We start from the raw sequence: 19,985 nt of genomic DNA, 5'->3' as shown, positions 1-19,985 counted from the left end.
ACGTCAGTTCTTGAGCGAGCTGTCGATGGCCTTCTGCGCGGCCTCGGCGGCCTTGGCCGCGTCGCCGCCCTTGACCACCGCCGCCTCGGCGATGCCGAACGGCTCCCAGACAGCCTGCATCTCGGGGATGGCCGGCATCGGCATACCGTTCTTGCCCGCGTCCATGAACTTGCCCGCGTCGGGGTCGCTCGCGCCGACCTCCTGCAGCGCCTCGGTCAGCGCCGGGGGCCGCGGGTCGGCCGCGTACAGGGCCTTGGCCACGTCCTTGTTGGTCACATAGTTGGCGACGAACTCCTGCGCCAGGGTCTTGCTCTTGCCCTTGGAGGCCACGAAGAACGACTGGACGCCGACGAACGGGGTGGCGGGCTTGCCGTCCTTGAACGACGGGACGGGCGTGATGTCGTAGCTGATGCCGCCCTTCTTCACATCGCCCATGGCCCAGGGGCCGGAGATCAGGAACGCGCACTTGCCGCCGGCGAAGCTGGCGACGTAGTTCTCGTTGGTGATGGACGTCTTGAGCGCGCCGTCACCCTTCTCCCCCAGCTCCTTCAGCTTGCCGAACGCCTTGACCGAGTCGGGCGAGCCGAGCAGCACCTTCTTCGGGTCCGGGTCGCCGGAGGCGGTGGTGCCGAACAGCGAGCCGCCGCCCGCCGCGAAGATCGGGTAGACGTGGAAGGCGTCGCCCTTCTGCGCCACCGGCAGGCAGAGCACCTCTTTGACCTTGCCCGCCGCCTTGAGCTCCTTGCCCTTCTTGACCATGTCCTCGAGCGTCGCGGGGGCATCGGGGGCGAGCTTGGTGTTGCGGATCAGCGCGATGTTCTCCACCGCGTACGGCGCGGCCATCACCTGCCCGTCGAAGGTGACCGCCTTGATGGCGATCTCCGGGAAGGCCGCCTTCTGCGCGTCGGTGAGGTTGACCGGGTCGATGGCGCCGTTCTGCACCAGGTTGCCGATCCAGTCGTGCGCGCCGACCATGATGTCCGGGCCGCTGCCCTGCTGGGAGGCGGTGAGGAAGGTCTGCTGGTTGTCCTTGCTGATCTCCTTCACCTCGACGGTCACGCCGTTCTCGGTGCCGAACTGCTCGGCGAAGGGCTTGAGCGCCTTGACCCGGTTGGGGTCGGCCCAGATCACCAGCTTGCCGCTGCCCTTGTCGGCGGGGGCCGAGGAGGAGGCGGCGGCGGAACCGCTGGGGGCGGCGGAGGGGGTGCCGGGCTGAGAACCGCCGCAGGCCGTGGCGGCTAATGCCAGGGACGTGAGAGCGGCCACACCCAGGGCTCGCTTGCGCATGGGACCTCCTGAGGTCACGGAGGGAGCAATTGACCGCTTTCGCGGCTTATGTTTCCGGGACGTTAGCGACTCTTTGCAAAATTTGGAAGAACTTGCGAAAGAGCGTTACCCGATCCAGACCCGCTGGATACTCCCTTGACCTCGCCAACCGAACGCGACGGAGAAGTGGGGGCCCATCTGCAACTTTCCGCAACTTACACTTGACCCCACTGAACCATGCAGGCCATCCTGCACCAGACATCACGGACAATCCCCGGAAGGACCCCCATGTTCGGCAACGACGACTGGTGGCGGGACGCCGTCGTGTACCAGGTCTACCCACGCAGCTTCGCCGACGCGAACGGCGACGGCATGGGAGACCTGCCGGGCGTGCGCGAACGCCTGGACTACCTCGCCGAGCTGGGCGTGGACGCCATCTGGCTGAGCCCCTTCTACACCTCGCCGATGGCCGACGGCGGCTACGACGTGGCCGACTACCGCGACGTGGACCCGATGTTCGGCACGCTGGCCGACCTCGACGGGCTGATCGCCGACGCGCACGAGCGGGACATCAGGGTGATCGTGGACCTGGTGCCGAACCACTCCTCCGACCGGCACCCGTGGTTCCAGGCAGGTCTGCGCGACCGCTACATCTTCCGGGACCAGCCCAACGACTGGGAGTCCATCTTCGGCGGCCCCGCCTGGACACAGGTGGCCGACGGGCAGTGGTACCTGCACCTGTTCGCGCCCGAGCAGCCCGACCTCAACTGGGACAACCCGGAGGTGCGGGCCGAGTTCCGCGACATCCTGCGGTTCTGGCTGGAGCGCGGGGTGGACGGCTTCCGCGTCGACGTGGCGCACGGCATGGTCAAGGCCGCCGGGCTGCCCGACGTGGGGCCGAAGGAGGGCCGTCAGGCCGAGATGCTCGGCGACGAGCGGGTGCCGTACTTCGACCAGGACGGCGTGCACGAGATCTACCGCGAGTGGCGGCCGATCCTCGACTCCTACCCCGGCGGGCGGATGGCCGTCGCCGAGGCGTGGGTGTCCTCGCCCGAGCGGCTGGCCCGCTACGTCGGCCCCGACGAGCTGCACCAGGCGTTCAACTTCGACTTCCTGCTGGCCGACTTCCACGCCAAGTCCTTCCGCGCGGTCATCGAGAAGGCGCTGGCCGAGGCGGAGCTGGTGGGCGCGCCGACCACCTGGGTGCTGTCCAACCATGACAAGCCCCGGCACGTCACCCGCCACGGCGGCCTGGCCAGGGCCAAGGCGGCCACGCTGCTGATGCTGGCGCTGCCCGGCTCGGCCTACCTCTACAACGGCGAGGAGCTCGGCCTGCCCGAGGTGCTCGACCTGCCCGACGAGCTGCGGCAGGACCCGGCGTTCCTGCGCAGCGGCGAGAGCCGCGACGGCTGCCGGGTGCCCATCCCGTGGACCACCGCCCCCGGCCTCGGCTGGCGGGACCCGTGGCTGCCGATCCCCGCCTCCTGGGCGGCGCTGTCGGTGGAGGCCCAGCACGACGACCCCGGCTCCACGCTGAACCTCTACCGGGCCGCGCTGCGCCTGCGCAAGGCCCACCCGGCACTCGGCGGCGGCACGCTGACCTGGCTCGACTCGCCCAAGGACGTGCTGGCCATCGAGCGCTCACCCGGCCTGGTCGTCATGCTGAACACCAGTGACGAGCCGGTGGAGGTGACCGGCGAGGTGCTACTGTCGAGCGGACCGCTCACCGCCGATGGCACCCTGCCGCCCGACACCACGGTGTGGCTCCAGCACTGACGCGAGACTGTCGGACAATGGGACAAACTTTCCCCTTGTCCGACATATCGGGGTAAATGTCGTTAGTAGCCTCGATTTAATGTCACGCCTATGGGCGAGTTCTCTCCGCGGCCGCATCACGCTGGTGGCGGCCGCCGTAGCTACCGCTGTGCTGATTCCCGTGGGGACCGGCACCATCGTCGTGGCCAAGTCCGTGGTCGAGGCGAACGTGTGGCACCAGACCAGGAACACCGCCGAACAGGTGGCGGCCGAGTGGCGCGTGGGCGACCTCCCGCTGGGCGCGACGATGCCGCTGACCGACCCCTCCGTCGACCTGATCCAGGTCGTCACCCCGAGCGGTCAGGTGGTGGCGACGAGCGACGCGGCCCGCAACCTGCCGCCGCTGAGCGACGTCTGGCCCACCGCGGACAACCGGGTCATCAGCACCACGAACTGCCTGCCGAGGCAGTGCGTCCACCTGACGGCCGTCCGCGCGTCGCCGTCCCCGGCCTCGAACGTCGTGTACGCCGGGCGCACCACCCCTGGCCTGCTGGACACGAGGATCCTGGAGGCCGTCGTGCTCACCCAGGTCCTCGTGCTCATCGCGCTGGCCACCTGGACGACCTGGCTGGTCATGGGCCGGGCGCTGCGGCCGGTGGGCGCGATGCGGGCCGAACTCGACGCGGTCAACGCCAGCGACCTGAGCAGCCGGGTGACCCAGCCGCCGGGCAAGGACGAGGTCGCCCAGCTCGCCAGGTCCGTCAACGGCACGCTGGCCCGCCTGGAGCGCTCGGCGTACCAGCAGCGCCGGTTCGCCTCCGACGCCTCGCACGAGCTGCGTACCCCCATCGCCGGGCTGCGCGCGCAGCTGGAGAGCGCCCAGCTCTACCCCGAGGACACCGACTTCATCGCGCTGGTGGACAGCGCGCTGCGTGACACCGACCGGCTCGAAGCGATCATCACCGACCTGCTGCTGCTGGCCAGGATCGGCTCCCGCGTGGACGTGGTGAAGGAGCGGGTGGATCTCGCCGTCCTGGTCCGCGACGAGCTGTCGGCCCGCAACGACCGGCTGCCCGTCAAGCTGATGCTGGAGGAGGGCGTCGTGGTGGAGGGGGTACGCCTGCAGCTGGCCCGGGTGCTGACGAACCTGCTGGACAACGCCCAGCGGCATGCCGAGAGCATCATCAAGGTGGCGGTCACCAGAGACGGGGACATGGCCGTACTGGCCGTGGAGAACGACGGCGTGGAGATCGCGCGGGCCGACCGCGAGTCCATCTTCGAGCGCTTCACCCGCCTGGACGCGGCCCGCAGCCGCGACTCCGGCGGCACCGGCCTGGGCCTGGCCATCGCGCGCGACGTGGCGGTGGCGCATCGCGGCGAGATCCACGTCGAGGAGTACTGCGGCGGCGCCCGCTTCGTCCTGAGGCTGCCTGCCGTGTGACATGATCCACCTCCCGTTGGTCACCTTGTGACATGAAACGGTGGATTTACTGGTCGTTTGTCCGAGATCATGGGCACATGACGGAACAAGCGCCGCAAGGTGTGGACCCGCACATCCCTAACGCGTCGCGGATGTACGACTACTTTCTTGGTGGCAAGGACAACTTCAAGGCCGACCGGGATCTCGCCGAACTGGTGATGAGCGTCCTCCCCGAGGTCAGAGAGGGCACGAGGCAGAACCGCAAGTTCATCGGGCGAGTGGTCGAATACCTGTGCCGTCAGGGCATCACCCAGTTCCTCGATCTCGGCTCCGGCCTCCCGGCCGCGGAGAACGTGCACGAGGTCGCCCACCGGTTCGCGCCGGACGCGCGCATCGTCTACGTCGACAACGACCCCGTGGTGGCCGCGCACGGCCGCGCCCTGCTGGCCGACCCGAAGAAGGTCGCCATGGTGCTGGGCGACGGCCGCGAGCCGGAGAAACTCCTCCAGCATCCCGAGGTGCTGTCGCTGCTGGACTTCGACCAGCCGGTCGCGGTGCTCATGATGTTCTTCCTGCACCTGGTGCCCGATGAGGACCGGCCGCAGGAGTTCGTGGCCGCCTACCGGGACGCGCTGGCGCCGGGCAGCTACCTGGCCATCTCCCATGTCGGCAACGACGTCGTGCCGGAGCAGGTGGCCAAGATCGTCGAGTTCTACCAGAAGGCCAACTCACCGTTCTGCCCGCGCCCCGGCACGGAGATCGCCCGGTTCTTCGGTGACTTCGAGCTGATCCCGCCGGGGCTGGCCAGCGGCCTGGGGCCGGAGGTCGGCTGGCCGTTCAACGACCCCCAGGAGACGATCTTCCTCGACGATGAGATGGCGCGGATGGGCTACGCGGGCATCGGCCGCAAGCTCTGACCCATCTGACGACGGATCAGAGCTTGCGGCGGCCAACGGCTCAGACCGGCGACATCTCCCGTCGCTCGTCGTCCGCCGCGGGCGGCTCGGGCCGCTCGTCCTCGTCCAGCAGCGTCGACTCGTCGAACGGCGCGTTGCCGGCGAGCACCTCGGCGGCTCGTTCCTTGTCGAAATCCCCCGTCCAGGTGGCGACGAGGATGGTGCCGACCGCGTTGCCGGCGAAGTTCGTCAGGGCGCGGGCCTCGGACATGAACCGGTCGATGCCGACGATGAGGCCGACACCGTCGACCAGCGCCGGCCGGTGCGACTGGAGAGCACCGGCCAGCGTGGCCAGGCCCGCTCCGGTCACGCCCGCCGCGCCCTTGGAGGCGATCATCATGAACAGCAGCAGCGCGATCTGCTCACCGAACGACAGCGGCGCTCCGGTGGCCGAGGCGACGAACAGCGTGGCCATGGTCAGGTAGATCGCGGTGCCGTCGAGGTTGAAGGAGTAACCGGTCGGCACGGTGATGCCGGCCACCGTACGGCTCACGCCGAGGTGCTCCATCTTGGCGATCAGCCGGGGCAGCGCGGCCTCGGACGACGACGTGGACAGGATCAGCAGGAACTCACGCCCCAGGTAGCGGAACAGCGGCCACATGCCCACCTTGGCCACCATCCACAGCAGCGGGCCGAGCACGAGGCCGACGAACAGCAGGCAGGTGGTGTAGAAGGCGACCATGATGATGCCCAGGGCCTTGAGCGCGTCCAGGCCGGTGGCGCCGACGACCGCGGCGATGGCGCCGAACGCGCCGATCGGCGCCGCCCACATGATCATGGCGAGGATGCGGAACACCAGCCGCTGGATGTGCTCGACGGCCGTCAGGATCGGCGCGGCCTTGGGTCCCATGGCCAGCAGCGCGAACCCGACGAGGAGCGCGACCAGCAGCGTCTGCAGCGTCTGTCCCTCGGTGAACGCCGACACCAGGGTGGTCGGGATGATGCTGAGCAGGAAGTCGGTCGATCCGGCGGCGGCCCCCTTGGCCGCCTCCGCCTCCGCGGCCTGCTTGGCCGCGTCGGTGAGGTGCAGCCCTGAGCCCGGGTCGATGAAGTTGCCGACCACGAGTCCGATGATCAGGGCTACGGTGGACATGATGGTGAAGTAGCCGATGGTGAGGCCACCGACCTTGCCGACCTTGGCCGCCTTGCTGACCGAGCCGACGCCGAGCACGATCGTGCAGAAGATGATCGGGCCGATCATCATCTTGACGAGGTTGACGAACGCGGTGCCGAGTGGCTTGAGTTCCTTGCCGACGTCCGGCCAGACGAATCCGACCAGGATCCCTAGCAGCACCGCCACGATGACGGCCATGTAGAGAAGGTGGGTGCGATCACGACGCATGGGACGGTCTCCGGTCGTATGGACGAGACTGCTAACCATGCGAATATGCGCTCTGTGGTGACGCAGGTCACCATTGCGTAAGTTTCGTACACTGAAGAGATTCCCATGAGCCGATGGACCCTGGCCGGCCAGATGCTGGCCCTGCAACTGTTCGTTGTCGTCCTCACCCTGGTGAGCGCCGCCACGCTCGTCTCCGTGCTGGCCGGCAACCTCGTCACGGCCGAGGCGGCGGCCCAGGCCAGGGCGGCGGCCACCACGGTGGCGGCCTCGCCCGACGTGCGGGCCGCGCTCGACGCTCCGTCGCCGAGCAGCCGCCTACAGCCGTTCGCCGAGCAGGTGCGTGCCCAGACGGGCGTCGACTTCGTCACCATCATGAAGCCCGACGGCACCCGCTACACCCACCCCAACCCGGCGGAGATCGGCAAACGCTTCCTCGGCCACATCGACCAGGCCCTGCGCGGGCAGACGTTCACGGAGACCTACACCGGCACGCTCGGCCCGTCCGTGCGGGCGGTCGCCCCGGTCCGCGCGAACGGCGCGACCGGCCCGGTGCGGGCGCTGGTCAGCGCGGGCATCAAGGTCGAGAGAGTGAGCGCCAGGCTGCGCGGCCTGCTCTTCTGGACCGGGCTCATCGCGCTGGTCGTGCTCGCTCTCGGTGCCGCCGGCACCTGGCTGGTGACCGCCCGGCTGCGCAGGCAGACCCACGGGCTCGGCCCGGCCGAGCTGGGCCGCATCCACGAGCACCACGACGCGGTGCTGCACGCCGTACGCGAGGGACTACTGCTGGTCGGCAAGGACGGCACGCTGACGCTCTGCAACGACGCCGCCCGGCAGCTGCTCGGCCTGCCCGCCGACGCCGAAGGGCGGCACCTGGACGAGCTGGGCCTGTCGGAAGTGCTGGACGCGGGCCAGGAGGAGCGGGTGCACCTGGTCGGCGACCGGGTGCTGGCCGTCAACGGCGCGGCCAGCAGGCTGGGCACGGTGGTGACCGTGCGGGATCACACCGAGCTGCAGGCACTGGCCGGGCAGCTGGACGCCGAGCGCGGGTTCGCCGAGTCGCTCAGGTCGGCCGCCCACGAGTCGGCCAACAAGCTGCACACGGTCATCACGCTGGTGGAGCTGGGCCGTACCGAGCAGGCCGTGGCGTTCGGCACCGCGGAGCTGCGCGCGGCGCAGCACCTGACGGACCGGGTGATGGGCGCGGTACGCGAGCCGGTCCTGGCCGCGCTGCTGCTGGGCAAGAGCGCGGAGGCGGCCGAACGCGGCGGCGAGCTGGTGATCAGCGAGGACAGCGAGCTGGACGATCTCGGCCTGGACGCCGGGGAGCTCGTCACGATCGTCGGCAACCTCATCGACAACGCGATCGACGCGGCGACGCGGGTCGAAGTGCTGCTGCGGTCCGGGCCGGACGGCTTCCTCATCAGGGTGGCCGACGACGGTCCCGGCCTGATCGCGCCGGACGCGTTCCGGAAGGGCTGGACCACCAAGGGCGACGGGCACGGCCTGGGCCTCGCGCTGGTCGGGCAGGCGGTGCGGCGGCTGGGCGGGTCGATCGAGGTGGAAGGCTCGGTGTTCACGGTGCGGCTGCCCGTGCCCGAGCCCGTACCGGAGTCGGTCCGATGATCTCGGTGCTGGTGGTCGAGGACGAGGAGATCACCGCCGAGGCCAACCGCATCTACGTGGCCCGGGTGCCGGGCTTCGAGGTGGCGGGCGTGGTGCGCTCGGGCGGGGAGGCGCTGCGGTTCCTGCGGCGCACGCCGGTCGATCTCATCCTGCTCGACCTGTACCTGCCCGACATGCCAGGGCTTGAGGTCTGCCGGGCCGTACGGGCGGGCGGGCTGCTGTGCGACGTGATCGCGGTCACCTCCGCGCGCGATCTGGCCATGGTGCGCTCGGCGGTGTCCCTGGGCATTTCCCAGTACCTCCTCAAGCCGTTCACCTTCTCGACACTTCACGAGAAGCTGACCCGCTACGCCCGGTTCAAGGAGGAGGCCGGCGAGATCGTCGGGCAGGGCGACGTGGACCGGGTGCTCGACACCCTGCGCGGCCGCTCCGAGCTGCCGAAAGGCATGGCCCGCGACACCCTCGACGTGGTCGTCGCCGAGCTGCGCGGGCGCCCCGCGGGGATGTCGGCGCAGGCTGTGGGGTCGGCGGCCGGCGTCTCCCGGGTGACGGCACGCAGATACCTGGAACACCTGGTGGAGCTGGGGGTCGCGGTACGGATGCCACAGTACGGAGGAGTGGGCCGTCCAGAGTTGCTCTACCGGATCCCCCCGGAAAGTTAATAAAGGGGATGCTGCTCGTTCAATCCGTGCCTCTAGCTTCGGGATGCAATCCGTAAGCACTGAGGAGTCACGTTGCGAGTCCTGGCCGTTGTTCCCGCCCGCGGCGGTTCTGCGGGTGTTCCCCTGAAGAACCTCGCGCCGGTCGGTGGTATCCCCCTGGTCACCCGAGCCGTCCGCGCCGCGCTGCGCAGCGAGCTGATCGACCGGGTGGTGGTCAGCACCGACCACGCGGGAATCGCCGAGGCCGCCAAGGAGGCGGGCGCGCTCGTCGTGAACCGTCCGGAAGAGCTGAGCGGCTCGACCGCCTCCAGCGAGTCGGCGGTCCTGCACGCGCTCGACACGCTCGGCGAGGATCCGGAAGTGGTCGTGCTCGTGCAGTGCACCAGCGCGTTCATCGACTCCGAGGACCTGTCGGCGGCCGTGCGCAAGGTGCTCGACGGCGAGGCCGACGCGGTCGTGTCGGGCCTGCCGACGCACGAGTTCCTCTGGACCCCGGCCGGCGCCGGGATCAACCACGATCCCGCCTTCAGGCCGCGCAGGCAGGACCGTGAGCCGCAGTTCCGCGAGAACGGCGCGTTCTACGTCATGCGCGCCTCCGGACTGCGCGAGCACGGCCACCGCTTCTTCGGCACCATCGCCGTGCAGCCGGTGCCCGTGCGGCACGCGATCGAGATCGACGACCCCGAGGACCTGGAGCTGGCCCGCGCGCTGGCCCCGTTCGTGGACCTGCCCGAGCCGATCGACGTCGACGCGGTCATCACCGACTTCGACGGCGTGCACACCGACGACCGCGCCTACGTCGACTCCGACGGCCGCGAGATGGTGCTGGTCAGCCGCTCCGACGGGATGGGCATCGCGCTGCTGCGCCGCTCCGGGGTGAAGGTGCTGGTCATGTCGACCGAGCACAACCCGGTCGTGGCCGCCCGCGCCCGCAAGCTGGGCGTGCCCGTGCTGCAGGGCATCGCCGAGAAGCGGGTCGTGCTGCGCGACTGGCTGACGATCGAGGGCCTCGACCCGGCCCGCGTCGCCTACGTGGGCAACGACGTCAACGACCTGGGCCCGATGGCCGAGGTGGGCTGGCCGATCGCGGTGCCCGACGCGCACCCGCGGGTCCGGGCGGCCGCCAGGGTCGTGCTGTCCAAGCCGGGCGGCGAGGGTGCCGTACGCGAGCTGTGCGACCGGGTCGTGGCGGCCCGGCCCGAGGAGCCCACGCCCGAGGTCAGGCAGCGGCCCAGGTTCGGCCCGGTGGCGGTCGGCGAGGTGCTGGTCGGCGACGGCGAGCCCGTCTACGTCATCGGCGAGATCGGCATCAACCACAACGGCGACCTCGACCTGGCCCGCCGGCTCATCGACGTGGCGGCCGACGCGGGCTGCCAGGCGGTGAAGTTCCAGAAGCGCACCCCGGCCATCTGCGTGCCTGAGGCGCAGAAGGGGCAGATCAGGCAGACGCCCTGGGGCGAGATGACCTATCTGGAGTACAAGGAGCGGACCGAGTTCGGGTACGACGAGTATCGCCAGATCGCCAAGTACTGCGACGAGCGCGGCCTGCACTGGTTCGCCTCGCCGTGGGACGTGCCCTCCATCGACTTCCTCGAAGAGATGGACGTCGTGGCGCACAAGATCGCCTCGGCCAGCGTCGCCGACCACGAGCTGCTGCGCGCCCTCGCGGCGACGGGCAAGCCGCTGATGCTGTCGACCGGCATGTCCACGCTCTCCGAGATCGACCAGGCCGTCGAGATCCTCGGCACCGACAAACTGATCATGATGCACGCCACCTCCACCTACCCTCTCCCTCCGGAGGAGGCGAACCTGCGCACGATCACCACCCTCAAGGAGCGCTACGGCGTGCCCGTCGGCTACTCCGGGCACGAGCGCGGCCTGCAGATCTCGCTGGCCGCGGTGACGCTCGGCGCGGTCTGCGTGGAGCGGCACATCACGCTCGACCGGACCATGTGGGGCTCCGACCACGCCGCGTCGCTGGAGCCGTCGGGTCTGGAGCACCTGGTGCGCGACATCCGGATCATCGAGCAGGCGATGGGCGACGGCGTCAAGCGCGTCTTCCCCGGTGAGGAGGCCCCCAAGGCCCGCCTGCGTCGCGTCACCGTCTGAGCGCGATCTTGACCACTCTGTCCGTCATCGTGCCCGTGCGTGACGGCGAGCGTTTCATCGCCGACGCGCTCTCCTCGCTCTGCCGCAACGCCCGGCGCGACTTCGAGTTCATCGTCGTGGACGACGGGTCGGTGGACGCCACCGGCGCCATCGCCGATGACTTCCGCGCCGACCTGCCCGGCCTGTCCGTCCTGCGCAATCCGGCGCCGGTCGGGCTCGCCGACGCGCGCAACACCGGGCTGGCGGCCGCCTCGGGCCGGTACGTCACGTTCATGGACGGCGACGACTGGCTCGCCCCCGGCTACCTGGCCCGGCTCGTCGAGGCCATCGAGGGGCTCGGCTGTGACTTCGTCCGCGCCGACCACGTACAGGTCGAGGAACGTAAGCGGGTCGTGCACCGCGCTCCGCTGGCGCGGCGGGGCGTGGTGCTCAACCCTCGGGACGCGATCCTGCCCGCGAACGTGCGGACCATGGTCGACTATCCCTACGCCTGGGCCGGGATCTACCGGCGCTCGCTGCACGACCTGCTGCACTTCCCCGGCTCGCTGCACACCGCCGAGGACCGGCCGTGGATCTGGCGGCTGCACAGGGAGGCGGCCTCGTTCGCGGTGGTCTCCCTGGCCGGGGTGTTCTACCGGCGGATGGTGTCGGGGTCGCTCACGCGGGTGGGCGACGAGCGGCAGTTGCACTTCTTCGACGCCTTCGAGCTGGTGTTCAAGGACCTCGAGGAGGAGTTCCTGCCCAAGGCCGTACGGAACTTCTGCGCGCTGCTCGCCCACCACCTGGAGATCGCCGACCGCTTCACCCCGCAACTGCGCACCCGGTTCGAGGAGCGCGGCGCGGAGATGGTGCGCACGCTGCCCACCGGCCTGGTGGCGGACGTGGTGTCGCGGATGTCCGTGGAACGCGAGGCCACCCTGCGGACGCTGCTGCCCGACCTCCCCCCGAACCCCCACGTGCGGCCGCGCCGCGAACGGGAGGACTCATGACGACCGTCTTCTACGCCTCGACGCTGTTCGGGGCGATGTCGCTGGCGGCCGGGATCGACGAGGGCCGCTTCGCCGAGGGACGCCGGGTCCTCATCGTGTCCAACAACGCGGCGATCCCCGAGGTGACCGTCCCGCTCGACCGGACGCCGGGCTTCGCGGTGCTGCGCTCCCGCTTCGACGAGATCCACTCGTGGAACGACCTGATCGCGCCACTGCACCCGTCGGACTGGAAGGCCCGCGTCATCGAGGTACCGATGATGGAGCGGCTGATCCGCGCCCAGCTGGGGCTCGACGACCCGGCCGAGCTGGTGCTGGAGTCGATCGCGGTGCCGCCCGCCCGGACGATCGCCGGGCTGGTGCGCGACTGCCCGATCACCGTCTACTCCGACGGCCTGATGAGCTACGGCCCGACCCGCGACCCGCTGCCCGCCGAGATCTTCCGCCGCATCACCCGCCTGCTGCACCTGGACCTCGTGCCGGGACTGGAGCCGCTCCTGCTCAGCGAGTACGGCGTGCCGGCCCAGATCCTGCCGGACGAGGCGTTCCTGGCGGTGGTCCGGCAGGTGGCGACGACCGCGCCGGACATGCTGGCCGGGCAGGCGATGATCCTCGGGCAGTACCTGTCCGCGCTGGAGATCGTCACGCCCGAGGAGGAGGCGGCGCTGCACGAGACGATGCTGCGCGGCCTGGTCGCCCGGGGCTACTCGACCGTCGTGTTCAAGCCGCACCCGGCGGCCGGGCGCCGGCACGCGCAGCTGCTCAGAGCCGCCGCCGAGCCGCTGGACGTGCGGTTGCTGGTCGCCGGGGAGAGCGTCCCGGCCGAGGTGTGCTTCTCGGCGCTGCGGCCCGAGCTGGTCGTGGGCTGCTTCTCGACCGGCCTGATCACGGCCGGGCGCTACTTCGGGCTGCCGGTGGCCTCGTACGGGACCGATCTGGTGCTGGAGCGGCTGGCCCCGTACGAGAACAGCAACCGGATGCCCGTCACGATCGTCGACGCGCTGCTGCCCCGCATGTCGGCGGACGGCACCATCGAGCCGGCGCCGCGCGGCTACCTGCGGGAGCTGGTACGGGCCGTGGGTTACTGCATGCAGGCCGAGACCTACCCGGAGCTGCGGCCGGTGGACTTCGACTTCGACCCGCGCTACTTCAAGCGCAAGCGCCTGGAGACGCTCGGGCTGACGGCCAAGCCCACGGCGCTGACGCGGCTGCGCCGCAAGATCCGCTCAGCGATCTGAACGGACGGCGCCCCCGGAGACATCCTCCGGGGGCAACGGCTTTTCACGGTTTTCCTGGGCAGCGGCTTCGGTTCCTAGGCAGCGGCTTCAGGACAGCGCCCGCAGATACCGGCGCATCCGCCGCTTGGCCCGGTAGCCGACGCGCAGCATGGTGGGCGGCACGTCCAGGCGCATCCTGGCCCGGCGGCGGGCGGCGGCGTGCTCCGGCCCGTCGAGCAGCGACCTGGCCGGAACCCGCGGGCCGCCGGCCACCAGGCCGCCCAGCAGCCCGGCCCAGTCGTTGCGCTCCACCGGGTGGAAGTAGTTGGCCGCGCACCACCCGGCGTCGGCGGCGCGGAAGCCGCCACCGGCCAGCTCGTCGAGCGTGCCGAGCAGCCCGCTGTCCTCGAACACCAGGTTGATCATCTCCGCGCTCACGCCGAAGTCGCTCAGCACCAGCAGCGGCACGTCCTGCGCGATGGCCTCCAGCGCCGCCGTCGAGCTGACGGTCACGAACCCGGCCGCCTGGGCCAGCTGGTCGTGCATCGAGCCCGCCTCGAACGCCACCCGCCCCGGCTCGCCGAGCTCGCGCCAGAGCCGCTGGTAGTGGAAGCGCTCGTTGTGCGTCTGCCGCTCGTCCTCCAGGGCGCGCAGCTTCACCACCACGTCCAGGTCCGGGCGGCGGGCGGCCAGCTCGGCCAGGGACAGCAGGATGCGTTCGCGATCCTCGCGCTCACGCGGCACCTTGGCCTGGGTGGCGAACACCACCCGGTTCCCGCCGCCGCGCACGGCCCGCGGGCGCAGGAACGGCAGCCGGGCCAGCCCGACCGCCCCTCCCCCGCCGAGCTGGGCGGCGATCCCGCCGAACTCGGCCGCTTCCCGCTCGCTGTGCACCACGAACAGATCGCACCCGCTGCGGAACAGCCACGCCTTCTCCGTCGCGGGCACCGAGATGCCTGGTAGTCCAGCCACGAACACCGGCCGCGGCCGCAGCCCGGCGAACACCTCGGCCACCAGTACGTCCACGACCGGCCCCGTACAGGCCACGATGATCGCGTCCGGCCGGGTCCGCTCGGCCAGACGCCGCACCGCCCGCGCCGGCATCAGCGGCGGCGCGGGACGCCCGCCCACGGCGGCGGCGATCTGCTCGGGCGAGGGCGCGATCGGCGTGCGCACCACCGCGAGGTCCGTCTCGCAGCCGGGTGGCAGGTCGTCGAGCAGGCAGGCCGCCCACTTCAGGTATGAGTCGGAGTCGGCCACGGCCAGCACTCTCAAGTGGTCACTCCAGTCAAATACGGGCAAACGCCCAGTCGTATGGGTTGAACGCCCGTCTTAACCGGCCGTTCCAGTCATGTACGGAGTAAGCCGGTCACCCGGCCACTTCGATCAGCCGCGGGATGAGCCGGTCACCCGGCAACTCCCATCAGCGGCGAGATAAGCCGATCATCCGGTGACTCCGGTCAGATGGGAACGCAGGTCGGGGGCCGCCCTGCTGGTCCACCAGTCGTCCGGCACGTCCACCGCCTCGACCGCGACGCCGCGCGGGCCGAGCAGCACGCGCAGCGAGGTGATCGCGGTGGACGGCAGGCTGAGCACCCGCTGGGCGGGGTCGAGGCCGCGCAGTGTCAGCTCGGCCGGCACGCCGGCGTCGTGCACGGTGATCTCGGGCCGCTCGCGGATGACCGCCACGTCGGCGGGGTCCTCGCGGCGATGCGGGAAGTAGGCGAGCGGCTCCTCGGCGGCCCGCTCCATCAGCCAGCTCAGGTAGCGGTCGCGATGGACCAGTCCGTTCCTGACCAGGGAGGTGCCGAGCACGACGGTCCGCTCGGCCGGTCCTGGCCCGCTCAGCGGCTGCTCGCGCAGCCAGCCGAAGTCGTGGCGGACCAGGTCGACGCCCGCCGCGCGGACGGCCGCCGCCAGCCCGTCGGTCACCGGCAGCGCGGTGAAGACCGACACCCGGCTCGCGCGCAGCCTGATCGCCGCCGCCAGCCCCAGGGCCGCACGCAGCTTTCCCGGGTGGGCGCGCGCCCGCAACAGCGGTTTGTACGGCCCTTCGGCTAGCAGAGACAGCAACCGGAGCGTGGCCAGCCCGTCATCGACGATCACGATGCGGCCCGGATGGGAGACGAGCCAGCGCAACTGAACCCGGCCGGAGAAGGCGTCGCCGACGGCGTGCGGGGAGCGCGGCATCCGCTCGCGCGGCTCGGCCAGCTCCAGCCCCTCGGGCAGAGCCAGGCCGGACAGCTCCCGGCGGGTGGCCTTGAGCGCTCGCAGCCCGGCACGCGGCACGACGACCGTGGCAGGCCCCAGCAGCCCAGCGCGGTGCGCCTCTATGGCGCACAGCATCTGAAGCGGGGACTCCACCCAGGCCGACGCCTGTTTGCCCACTCTGTTACCCCCGCGGGGTGATAGCCCGATCACGACCGCTTCAAGCTAGCCCGGCCGCCTTAAGCCGCCAGAAACGGGACATGAACAATGGAACCCATCAACTACCACTGGTTGAAGCTGGTGGTTTGCTCTCACGGTCCCGTCTGGTTGAAGGGAGGCCGGTAGCGTGTGGCTGGTTGATGGCAGCCCAGCCCGCAGCGCCGCGTGTGGCGATGTTGCGGGCTGCGATGTGGTCGGCGTGCCCAGCGAGGCCACACCTGGTGCAGACGAACCGGCCCCGCGCCGGTCGGTTCGCCCTGCTGATGTTCCCGCAGTTCGGACACGCCTGCGAGGTGTAGGCGGGGTCGACCAGCACGAAGGCGACCCCCGTCCGGGCGGCCTTGTAGCGGGTGAACGTGGTCTGCTGGGCGAAGGCCCAGCTGTGCAGGGTGCGCCGCTGGAACCGGTGAGCCCTTACCCGCCCGCGGATACCCTGCAGATCCTCCAAGGCGACCCCGCGACCGGTGCGTTCGGCTTCACGCACCACATGCTTGCTGATCTGGTGGTTGAGGTCGGTCATCATCCGATGCTCACGACCGGACAGACGGCGCAGCACCCGCCGCGCCGCCGACGTGCCCTTCTTCTGCAACCGGCGGCGTTGCCGGTGTCGCCGCTCCCGCAGGGTTCGGACGTGGCCGTTGCCACCGACCGGCCCCGGCAGCGCCGGTCCGGGCAGCACCGCACCGTCGGAGGTGACCGCAAGGTTCGCCACCCCTTGATCCACCCCCACAAATCCGTGAACCGGCTCACGCACCGCCGGTCGGGGCAGGGTGAGCGCGACCTGCAGCAGCCACACGCCGCGTCGGCAGACCAGGTCGGCCTCGCCGAGCGGCAGCGTGTCGATGGCTTTGAGGTCTTCTGGGCGGCCGGTGTAGGGGGCGGTGACGCGGCCGGTGGGGGTCCACAGCGACACGGTGCGGGCGTCCCGGTTGAAGCTCATCAGCCGGGCGTCGTAGGGGACGGCGCCGTGCGGGCGGAAGATGTGGGCGCGTTTCTTGCTGGCGCGCCGGTTGGCATAGGCGCCGGCCACCCGGGCGATCGCCCGCACAGCCGCTTGCGCACCCAGCCCGGCCACCTGCCCGCGCACCTCGTAGTAGGCCAGCCGATGCAACTCCACCACCGCGAACGTGCGGTGCTGCCAGGCCAGGCGGGAGACAACAGTGGCCGCCTTATTACACAACAGCACCGCCGCCGCCAGCGCCTCCGCCTGGGCCGGAGTGGGCGTGAGCCGCAGTTGCACGATCGTGGGCAGGCCGTGGCGTTTGGCGGTGGAGCGGCGGATCGCCATCGCGCACCTCCTGTCACAGCAGCCCCACCCACCGCAGACATTACCGAACGTGACCAAGCCTTTCCACACTGTTTTCGAAAGGAGGAGTGGCGCTTCCTCCCGGCCCCGAAGGACCGGGTCTCCGCGCCACCATTCAGATGAACTCCCTACTACTCAACAGCGACGGCGTGCAGGTGCCGCAGCTCGGGTTCGGCGTCTGGCAGGTGCCGGACGACGAGGCCGAACAGGTCGTGACGGCCGCTCTGGAGGCCGGTTACCGCCACATCGACACCGCCAGCGCGTACGGGAACGAGGAGGGCGTCGGCCGGGCCGTACGCGCCTCGGGGATCCCGCGCGAGAAGCTGTTCGTCACCACCAAGCTCTTCAACAACGACCACGAGCGGGCGGAGGAGGCGTTCGACGAGAGCCTGTCCCGGCTCGGTCTCGACTACGTGGACCTGTACCTGATCCACTGGCCGGTGCCGTCGCAGGACAAGTACCTCCAGGCGTGGCGCGGCCTGGAGAAGATCTACCGTCAAGGCCGGGCGAAGGCGATCGGTGTGTCCAATTTCACCCCTGAGACGCTCACCCGGGTGATCGACGAGGCGGACATCACTCCGGCCATCAATCAGATCGAGCTGCACCCGCACTTCCAGCAACGGCAGATGCGGCAGTTCCACGAGGACAACGGCATCCTCACGGAGGCGTGGAGCCCGCTGGGGCAGGGCAAGGGCCTGCTCGGCGACCCGGCGCTCGCCGTGCTGTCGGAGAAGCACGCCAGGACGCCCGCGCAGATCGTGCTGCGCTGGCACATCCAGCTCGGCAACGTGGTGATCCCCAAATCGGTCACGCCGGCGCGGATCAAAGAGAACTTCGAGGTGTTCGACTTCGTCCTCGACACCGAGGACATGGCGGCCATCGGCGCGCTGAACCAGGAGAACGGCCGCATCGGCCCCAACCCGGACACTTTCGCCTGGATGGGGTGATTCCCTACGATCTTTCCTCATGAAGGATCTCTCATGGGGTATCGCGGCCACGGGTGTCATCGCCGCAAAGGTCGGGGCGGTCATCGCCGCTGAGCCGGGGATGCGGGTGGCCGCCGTCGGTTCGCGCGACCTCGGCCGCGCGCGGGCGCTGGCCTCGGAACTGGGCGCCGAGTCGGCGTACGGCTCGTACGCGGAGCTGTGCGCCGACCCCGGCGTCGACGCGGTCTACGTGGCGACCCCGCACGCCCAGCACCTGGAGGTCGCCGAGGCGGCGATCGCGGCGGGCAAGGCGGTGTTGTGCGAGAAGCCGCTCGCCGCGTCCGTCGCCGACGCCGAGCGGATGGTCCAGCTCGCCCGCGATGCCGGGGTGTTTCTGATGGAAGCCATGTGGACCCGGTTCAATCCGCTCATCCAGCGGGTGGCCGGCGATCCCCGGTTCGGGGAGATCCGCTCGGTCCAGGCGTCGTTCGGCTTCAAGGCTCCCTACGATCCCGCGCACCGGCTGTGGGCGCCGGAGCTGGGCGGCGGGGCGCTGCTCGACCTGGGCGTCTACTCGTTCGGGCTGGCGCAGCTGCTGCTCGGGATGCCCTCACGGATGCACGTCACGGGCTCGCTGGCGCCTTCAGGGGTGGACGCGGAGGCGGGCGGGGTGCTGGTCTATCCGGGGGGCAGGCGGGCTCTGGTGGAGTGCTCGCTGCTGGGCCCGTACGCGAACGACGCCCTCGTGGTGGGCACCGACATGCGCGCCCACATCAAGGCGCCGTTCTGGGCGCCGGAGCGGGTCGTGCTGAGCGGGCCGTCGATGGAGACGGAGGAGCTCGAGCTCGATCCGGCGGACAACGGGTACGCCGGCGAGGTGCGCGAGGTACGGGACGCCATGGCCGAAGGCAGGACCGAATCCGCGATCATGCCACTTGACGAAAGCCTTGCCATGATGGGGCTTCTGGCCGACGCGAGGGAGCAGCTCTCTTAGCTGGCGATTCATCTATTTGTAAGACCCTTGCCTCTTGCATTACCTTTGTGGTCATATGAGGCATACGTCCGGTTTGTCCGTTCGTTGCCAGACCATCGCACAAAGGCATCACAGGACCGTCCTGTGACCGCTGAATCCGCCTCGCGCGGAACCGGGGACCCACCGTCCTTTGGGGTGTATCGGCACGTCACGTGCCGTAGGACAGCTTCCACGTCCGAACCCGTCAGCTAACCCGGTAAGCGGCATGGAAGCAAGGAGTTACCCCCTCGATGGCGAAGTCCCATCTTTTTCGCGCCACCAAGTCGACCTTTGCTCACGCCGTCCTCGGCGTGAGCGTCGCGGCCGCCGCACTCGCCGGCCAGTCCGCCGCCCACGCGGACACCGCCACCGCCCACGCCGCCGTGGCCCCGGCACACGCCGCCGCGAAGAGCCACCCGGAGAGCGAGATCAAGGCCAAGGCCACGGTCTCGCGGGTGTTGGCGCTGGCCAAGGCCCAGGTCGGCACCACTGAGAACGCCTACGGTGGCGGCACCAAGTTCCAGAAGTGGTACATGAACTCCCCGCGCGCCCTGGAGACCCTCAGGCGCGACGGCGGCACCCGGGCGGACTACCTGAACGCCGCCTGGTGCTCGATGTTCGTCTCGTGGGTCGGCGAGCAGTCCGGCGCGCGCAGCATGATCGGCTGGGACGCCTACACGGTCGAGCACGCGAAGTGGTTCGCTCACAACAACCACTGGGGCACGACCCCGAAGCCGGGTGCCGTGGTGTTCTTCTCGTGGGGCGGCAGCAAGAGCCTGGACGACATCGAGCACGTCGGTTTCGTCGTCAAGGACAACCACGACGGCACGATTTCCACGATCGAGGGCAACACCGGCAACGGCAGCGTCCAGCAGCGCGTCCGGCCGACGTCCCAGGTGGTCGGCTACGGCTACCCGAGCTACGGCGCCTGACGACTTCCTGACCGAGGGCTCTCCTGCCGACGAGCGCGCGTCCTTC

16 protein-coding genes and 1 riboswitch are annotated in these 19,985 nt (G+C 70.2%); of the genes, 11 read left to right on the top strand and 5 right to left on the bottom strand.

Annotated features, from left to right (window positions below):
• Positions 1-3: 3 nt before the first annotated feature.
• Entirely contained in the window at positions 4-1,287 is a 1,284-nt protein-coding gene (locus ACIBO2_RS27695) for a maltose ABC transporter substrate-binding protein (protein ID WP_358550667.1), read from the bottom strand.
• A gap of 267 nt (positions 1,288-1,554) precedes the next feature.
• On the opposite strand from ACIBO2_RS27695, the gene ACIBO2_RS27690 reads away from it, so the two are divergent.
• The 3 genes from ACIBO2_RS27690 to ACIBO2_RS27680 all read left to right on the top strand — a co-directional run bounded on the left by ACIBO2_RS27690 (position 1,555) and on the right by ACIBO2_RS27680 (position 5,358).
• The gene (locus tag ACIBO2_RS27690; protein WP_397300437.1) at positions 1,555-3,042 is read left to right on the top strand and encodes a glycoside hydrolase family 13 protein; all 1,488 of its coding nucleotides are present in this window, start codon (positions 1,555-1,557) and stop codon (positions 3,040-3,042) included.
• Between the two features lie 79 nt (positions 3,043-3,121).
• Positions 3,122-4,462, top strand: coding sequence for a HAMP domain-containing sensor histidine kinase (locus tag ACIBO2_RS27685; RefSeq protein ID WP_358550663.1), 1,341 nt, complete (start codon positions 3,122-3,124; stop codon positions 4,460-4,462).
• A gap of 77 nt (positions 4,463-4,539) precedes the next feature.
• A complete protein-coding gene (locus ACIBO2_RS27680; protein WP_358550661.1) occupies positions 4,540-5,358 on the top strand; it encodes an SAM-dependent methyltransferase in 819 nt (272 codons plus the stop codon).
• Positions 5,359-5,398: 40 nt separating this feature from the next.
• Here ACIBO2_RS27680 and ACIBO2_RS27675 read toward each other — a convergent pair whose 3' ends face one another.
• A complete protein-coding gene (locus ACIBO2_RS27675; protein ID WP_358550659.1) occupies positions 5,399-6,739 on the bottom strand; it encodes a cation:dicarboxylate symporter family transporter in 1,341 nt (446 codons plus the stop codon).
• Between the two features lie 105 nt (positions 6,740-6,844).
• Between ACIBO2_RS27675 and ACIBO2_RS27670 the strand changes: the two genes are divergently transcribed.
• The 5 genes from ACIBO2_RS27670 to ACIBO2_RS27650 all read left to right on the top strand — a co-directional run bounded on the left by ACIBO2_RS27670 (position 6,845) and on the right by ACIBO2_RS27650 (position 13,357).
• Positions 6,845-8,362 (top strand): sensor histidine kinase, encoded by a 1,518-nt coding sequence (locus ACIBO2_RS27670; protein ID WP_358550657.1) that lies wholly within the window; start codon positions 6,845-6,847, stop codon positions 8,360-8,362.
• Positions 8,359-9,024, top strand: a complete 666-nt coding sequence (locus ACIBO2_RS27665; RefSeq protein WP_397300433.1) for a response regulator — start codon at positions 8,359-8,361, stop codon at positions 9,022-9,024. The genes ACIBO2_RS27670 and ACIBO2_RS27665 overlap by 4 nt, the downstream gene beginning before the upstream one ends.
• A 72-nt stretch (positions 9,025-9,096) precedes the next feature.
• Positions 9,097-11,133, top strand: a complete 2,037-nt coding sequence (locus ACIBO2_RS27660; protein WP_397300430.1) for an N-acetylneuraminate synthase family protein — start codon at positions 9,097-9,099, stop codon at positions 11,131-11,133.
• Positions 11,134-11,141: 8 nt separating this feature from the next.
• Positions 11,142-12,122: a glycosyltransferase family 2 protein gene (locus ACIBO2_RS27655; protein ID WP_397300427.1), complete on the top strand. Its 981-nt coding sequence runs from the start codon at positions 11,142-11,144 to the stop codon at positions 12,120-12,122.
• Positions 12,119-13,357, top strand: coding sequence for an alpha-2,8-polysialyltransferase family protein (locus ACIBO2_RS27650; RefSeq protein ID WP_358550649.1), 1,239 nt, complete (start codon positions 12,119-12,121; stop codon positions 13,355-13,357). Before ACIBO2_RS27655 ends, ACIBO2_RS27650 begins: the two co-directional genes overlap by 4 nt.
• An 87-nt stretch (positions 13,358-13,444) precedes the next feature.
• Here the strand turns inward: ACIBO2_RS27650 and ACIBO2_RS27645 are convergent, their stop codons facing one another.
• The 3 genes from ACIBO2_RS27645 to ACIBO2_RS27635 form a co-directional block, all read right to left on the bottom strand.
• Positions 13,445-14,605 carry a DUF6716 putative glycosyltransferase gene (locus ACIBO2_RS27645; protein ID WP_397300820.1) on the bottom strand — a complete coding sequence of 387 codons (1,161 nt, stop codon included), beginning with the start codon at positions 14,603-14,605 and terminating at the stop codon, positions 13,445-13,447.
• Positions 14,606-14,779: 174 nt separating this feature from the next.
• Positions 14,780-15,700: a hypothetical protein gene (locus tag ACIBO2_RS27640; RefSeq protein WP_397300424.1), complete on the bottom strand. Its 921-nt coding sequence runs from the start codon at positions 15,698-15,700 to the stop codon at positions 14,780-14,782.
• A gap of 121 nt (positions 15,701-15,821) precedes the next feature.
• Complete coding sequence (locus ACIBO2_RS27635) at positions 15,822-17,051, bottom strand: transposase (RefSeq protein ID WP_358550645.1); 1,230 nt, start codon at positions 17,049-17,051, stop codon at positions 15,822-15,824.
• A gap of 137 nt (positions 17,052-17,188) precedes the next feature.
• On the opposite strand from ACIBO2_RS27635, the gene ACIBO2_RS27630 reads away from it, so the two are divergent.
• The 3 genes from ACIBO2_RS27630 to ACIBO2_RS27620 all read left to right on the top strand — a co-directional run bounded on the left by ACIBO2_RS27630 (position 17,189) and on the right by ACIBO2_RS27620 (position 19,939).
• Entirely contained in the window at positions 17,189-18,016 is an 828-nt protein-coding gene (locus ACIBO2_RS27630; protein ID WP_358550643.1) for an aldo/keto reductase, read from the top strand.
• 19 nt (positions 18,017-18,035) lie between these two features.
• Complete coding sequence (locus tag ACIBO2_RS27625; RefSeq protein WP_358550641.1) at positions 18,036-18,989, top strand: Gfo/Idh/MocA family oxidoreductase; 954 nt, start codon at positions 18,036-18,038, stop codon at positions 18,987-18,989.
• A gap of 118 nt (positions 18,990-19,107) precedes the next feature.
• A riboswitch (cyclic di-AMP (ydaO/yuaA leader) is annotated at positions 19,108-19,246 on the top strand.
• Between the two features lie 12 nt (positions 19,247-19,258).
• Entirely contained in the window at positions 19,259-19,939 is a 681-nt protein-coding gene (locus tag ACIBO2_RS27620; RefSeq protein ID WP_358550639.1) for a CHAP domain-containing protein, read from the top strand.
• Positions 19,940-19,985 lie beyond the last annotated feature (46 nt).

The sequence above is a fragment of the Nonomuraea sp. NPDC050022 genome (assembly GCF_044460705.1).
Lineage (GTDB): Bacteria > Actinomycetota > Actinomycetes > Streptosporangiales > Streptosporangiaceae > Nonomuraea.
Note: the sequence above shows the minus strand (reverse complement) of the source record. Positions and strands in the feature narration are given on the sequence as shown.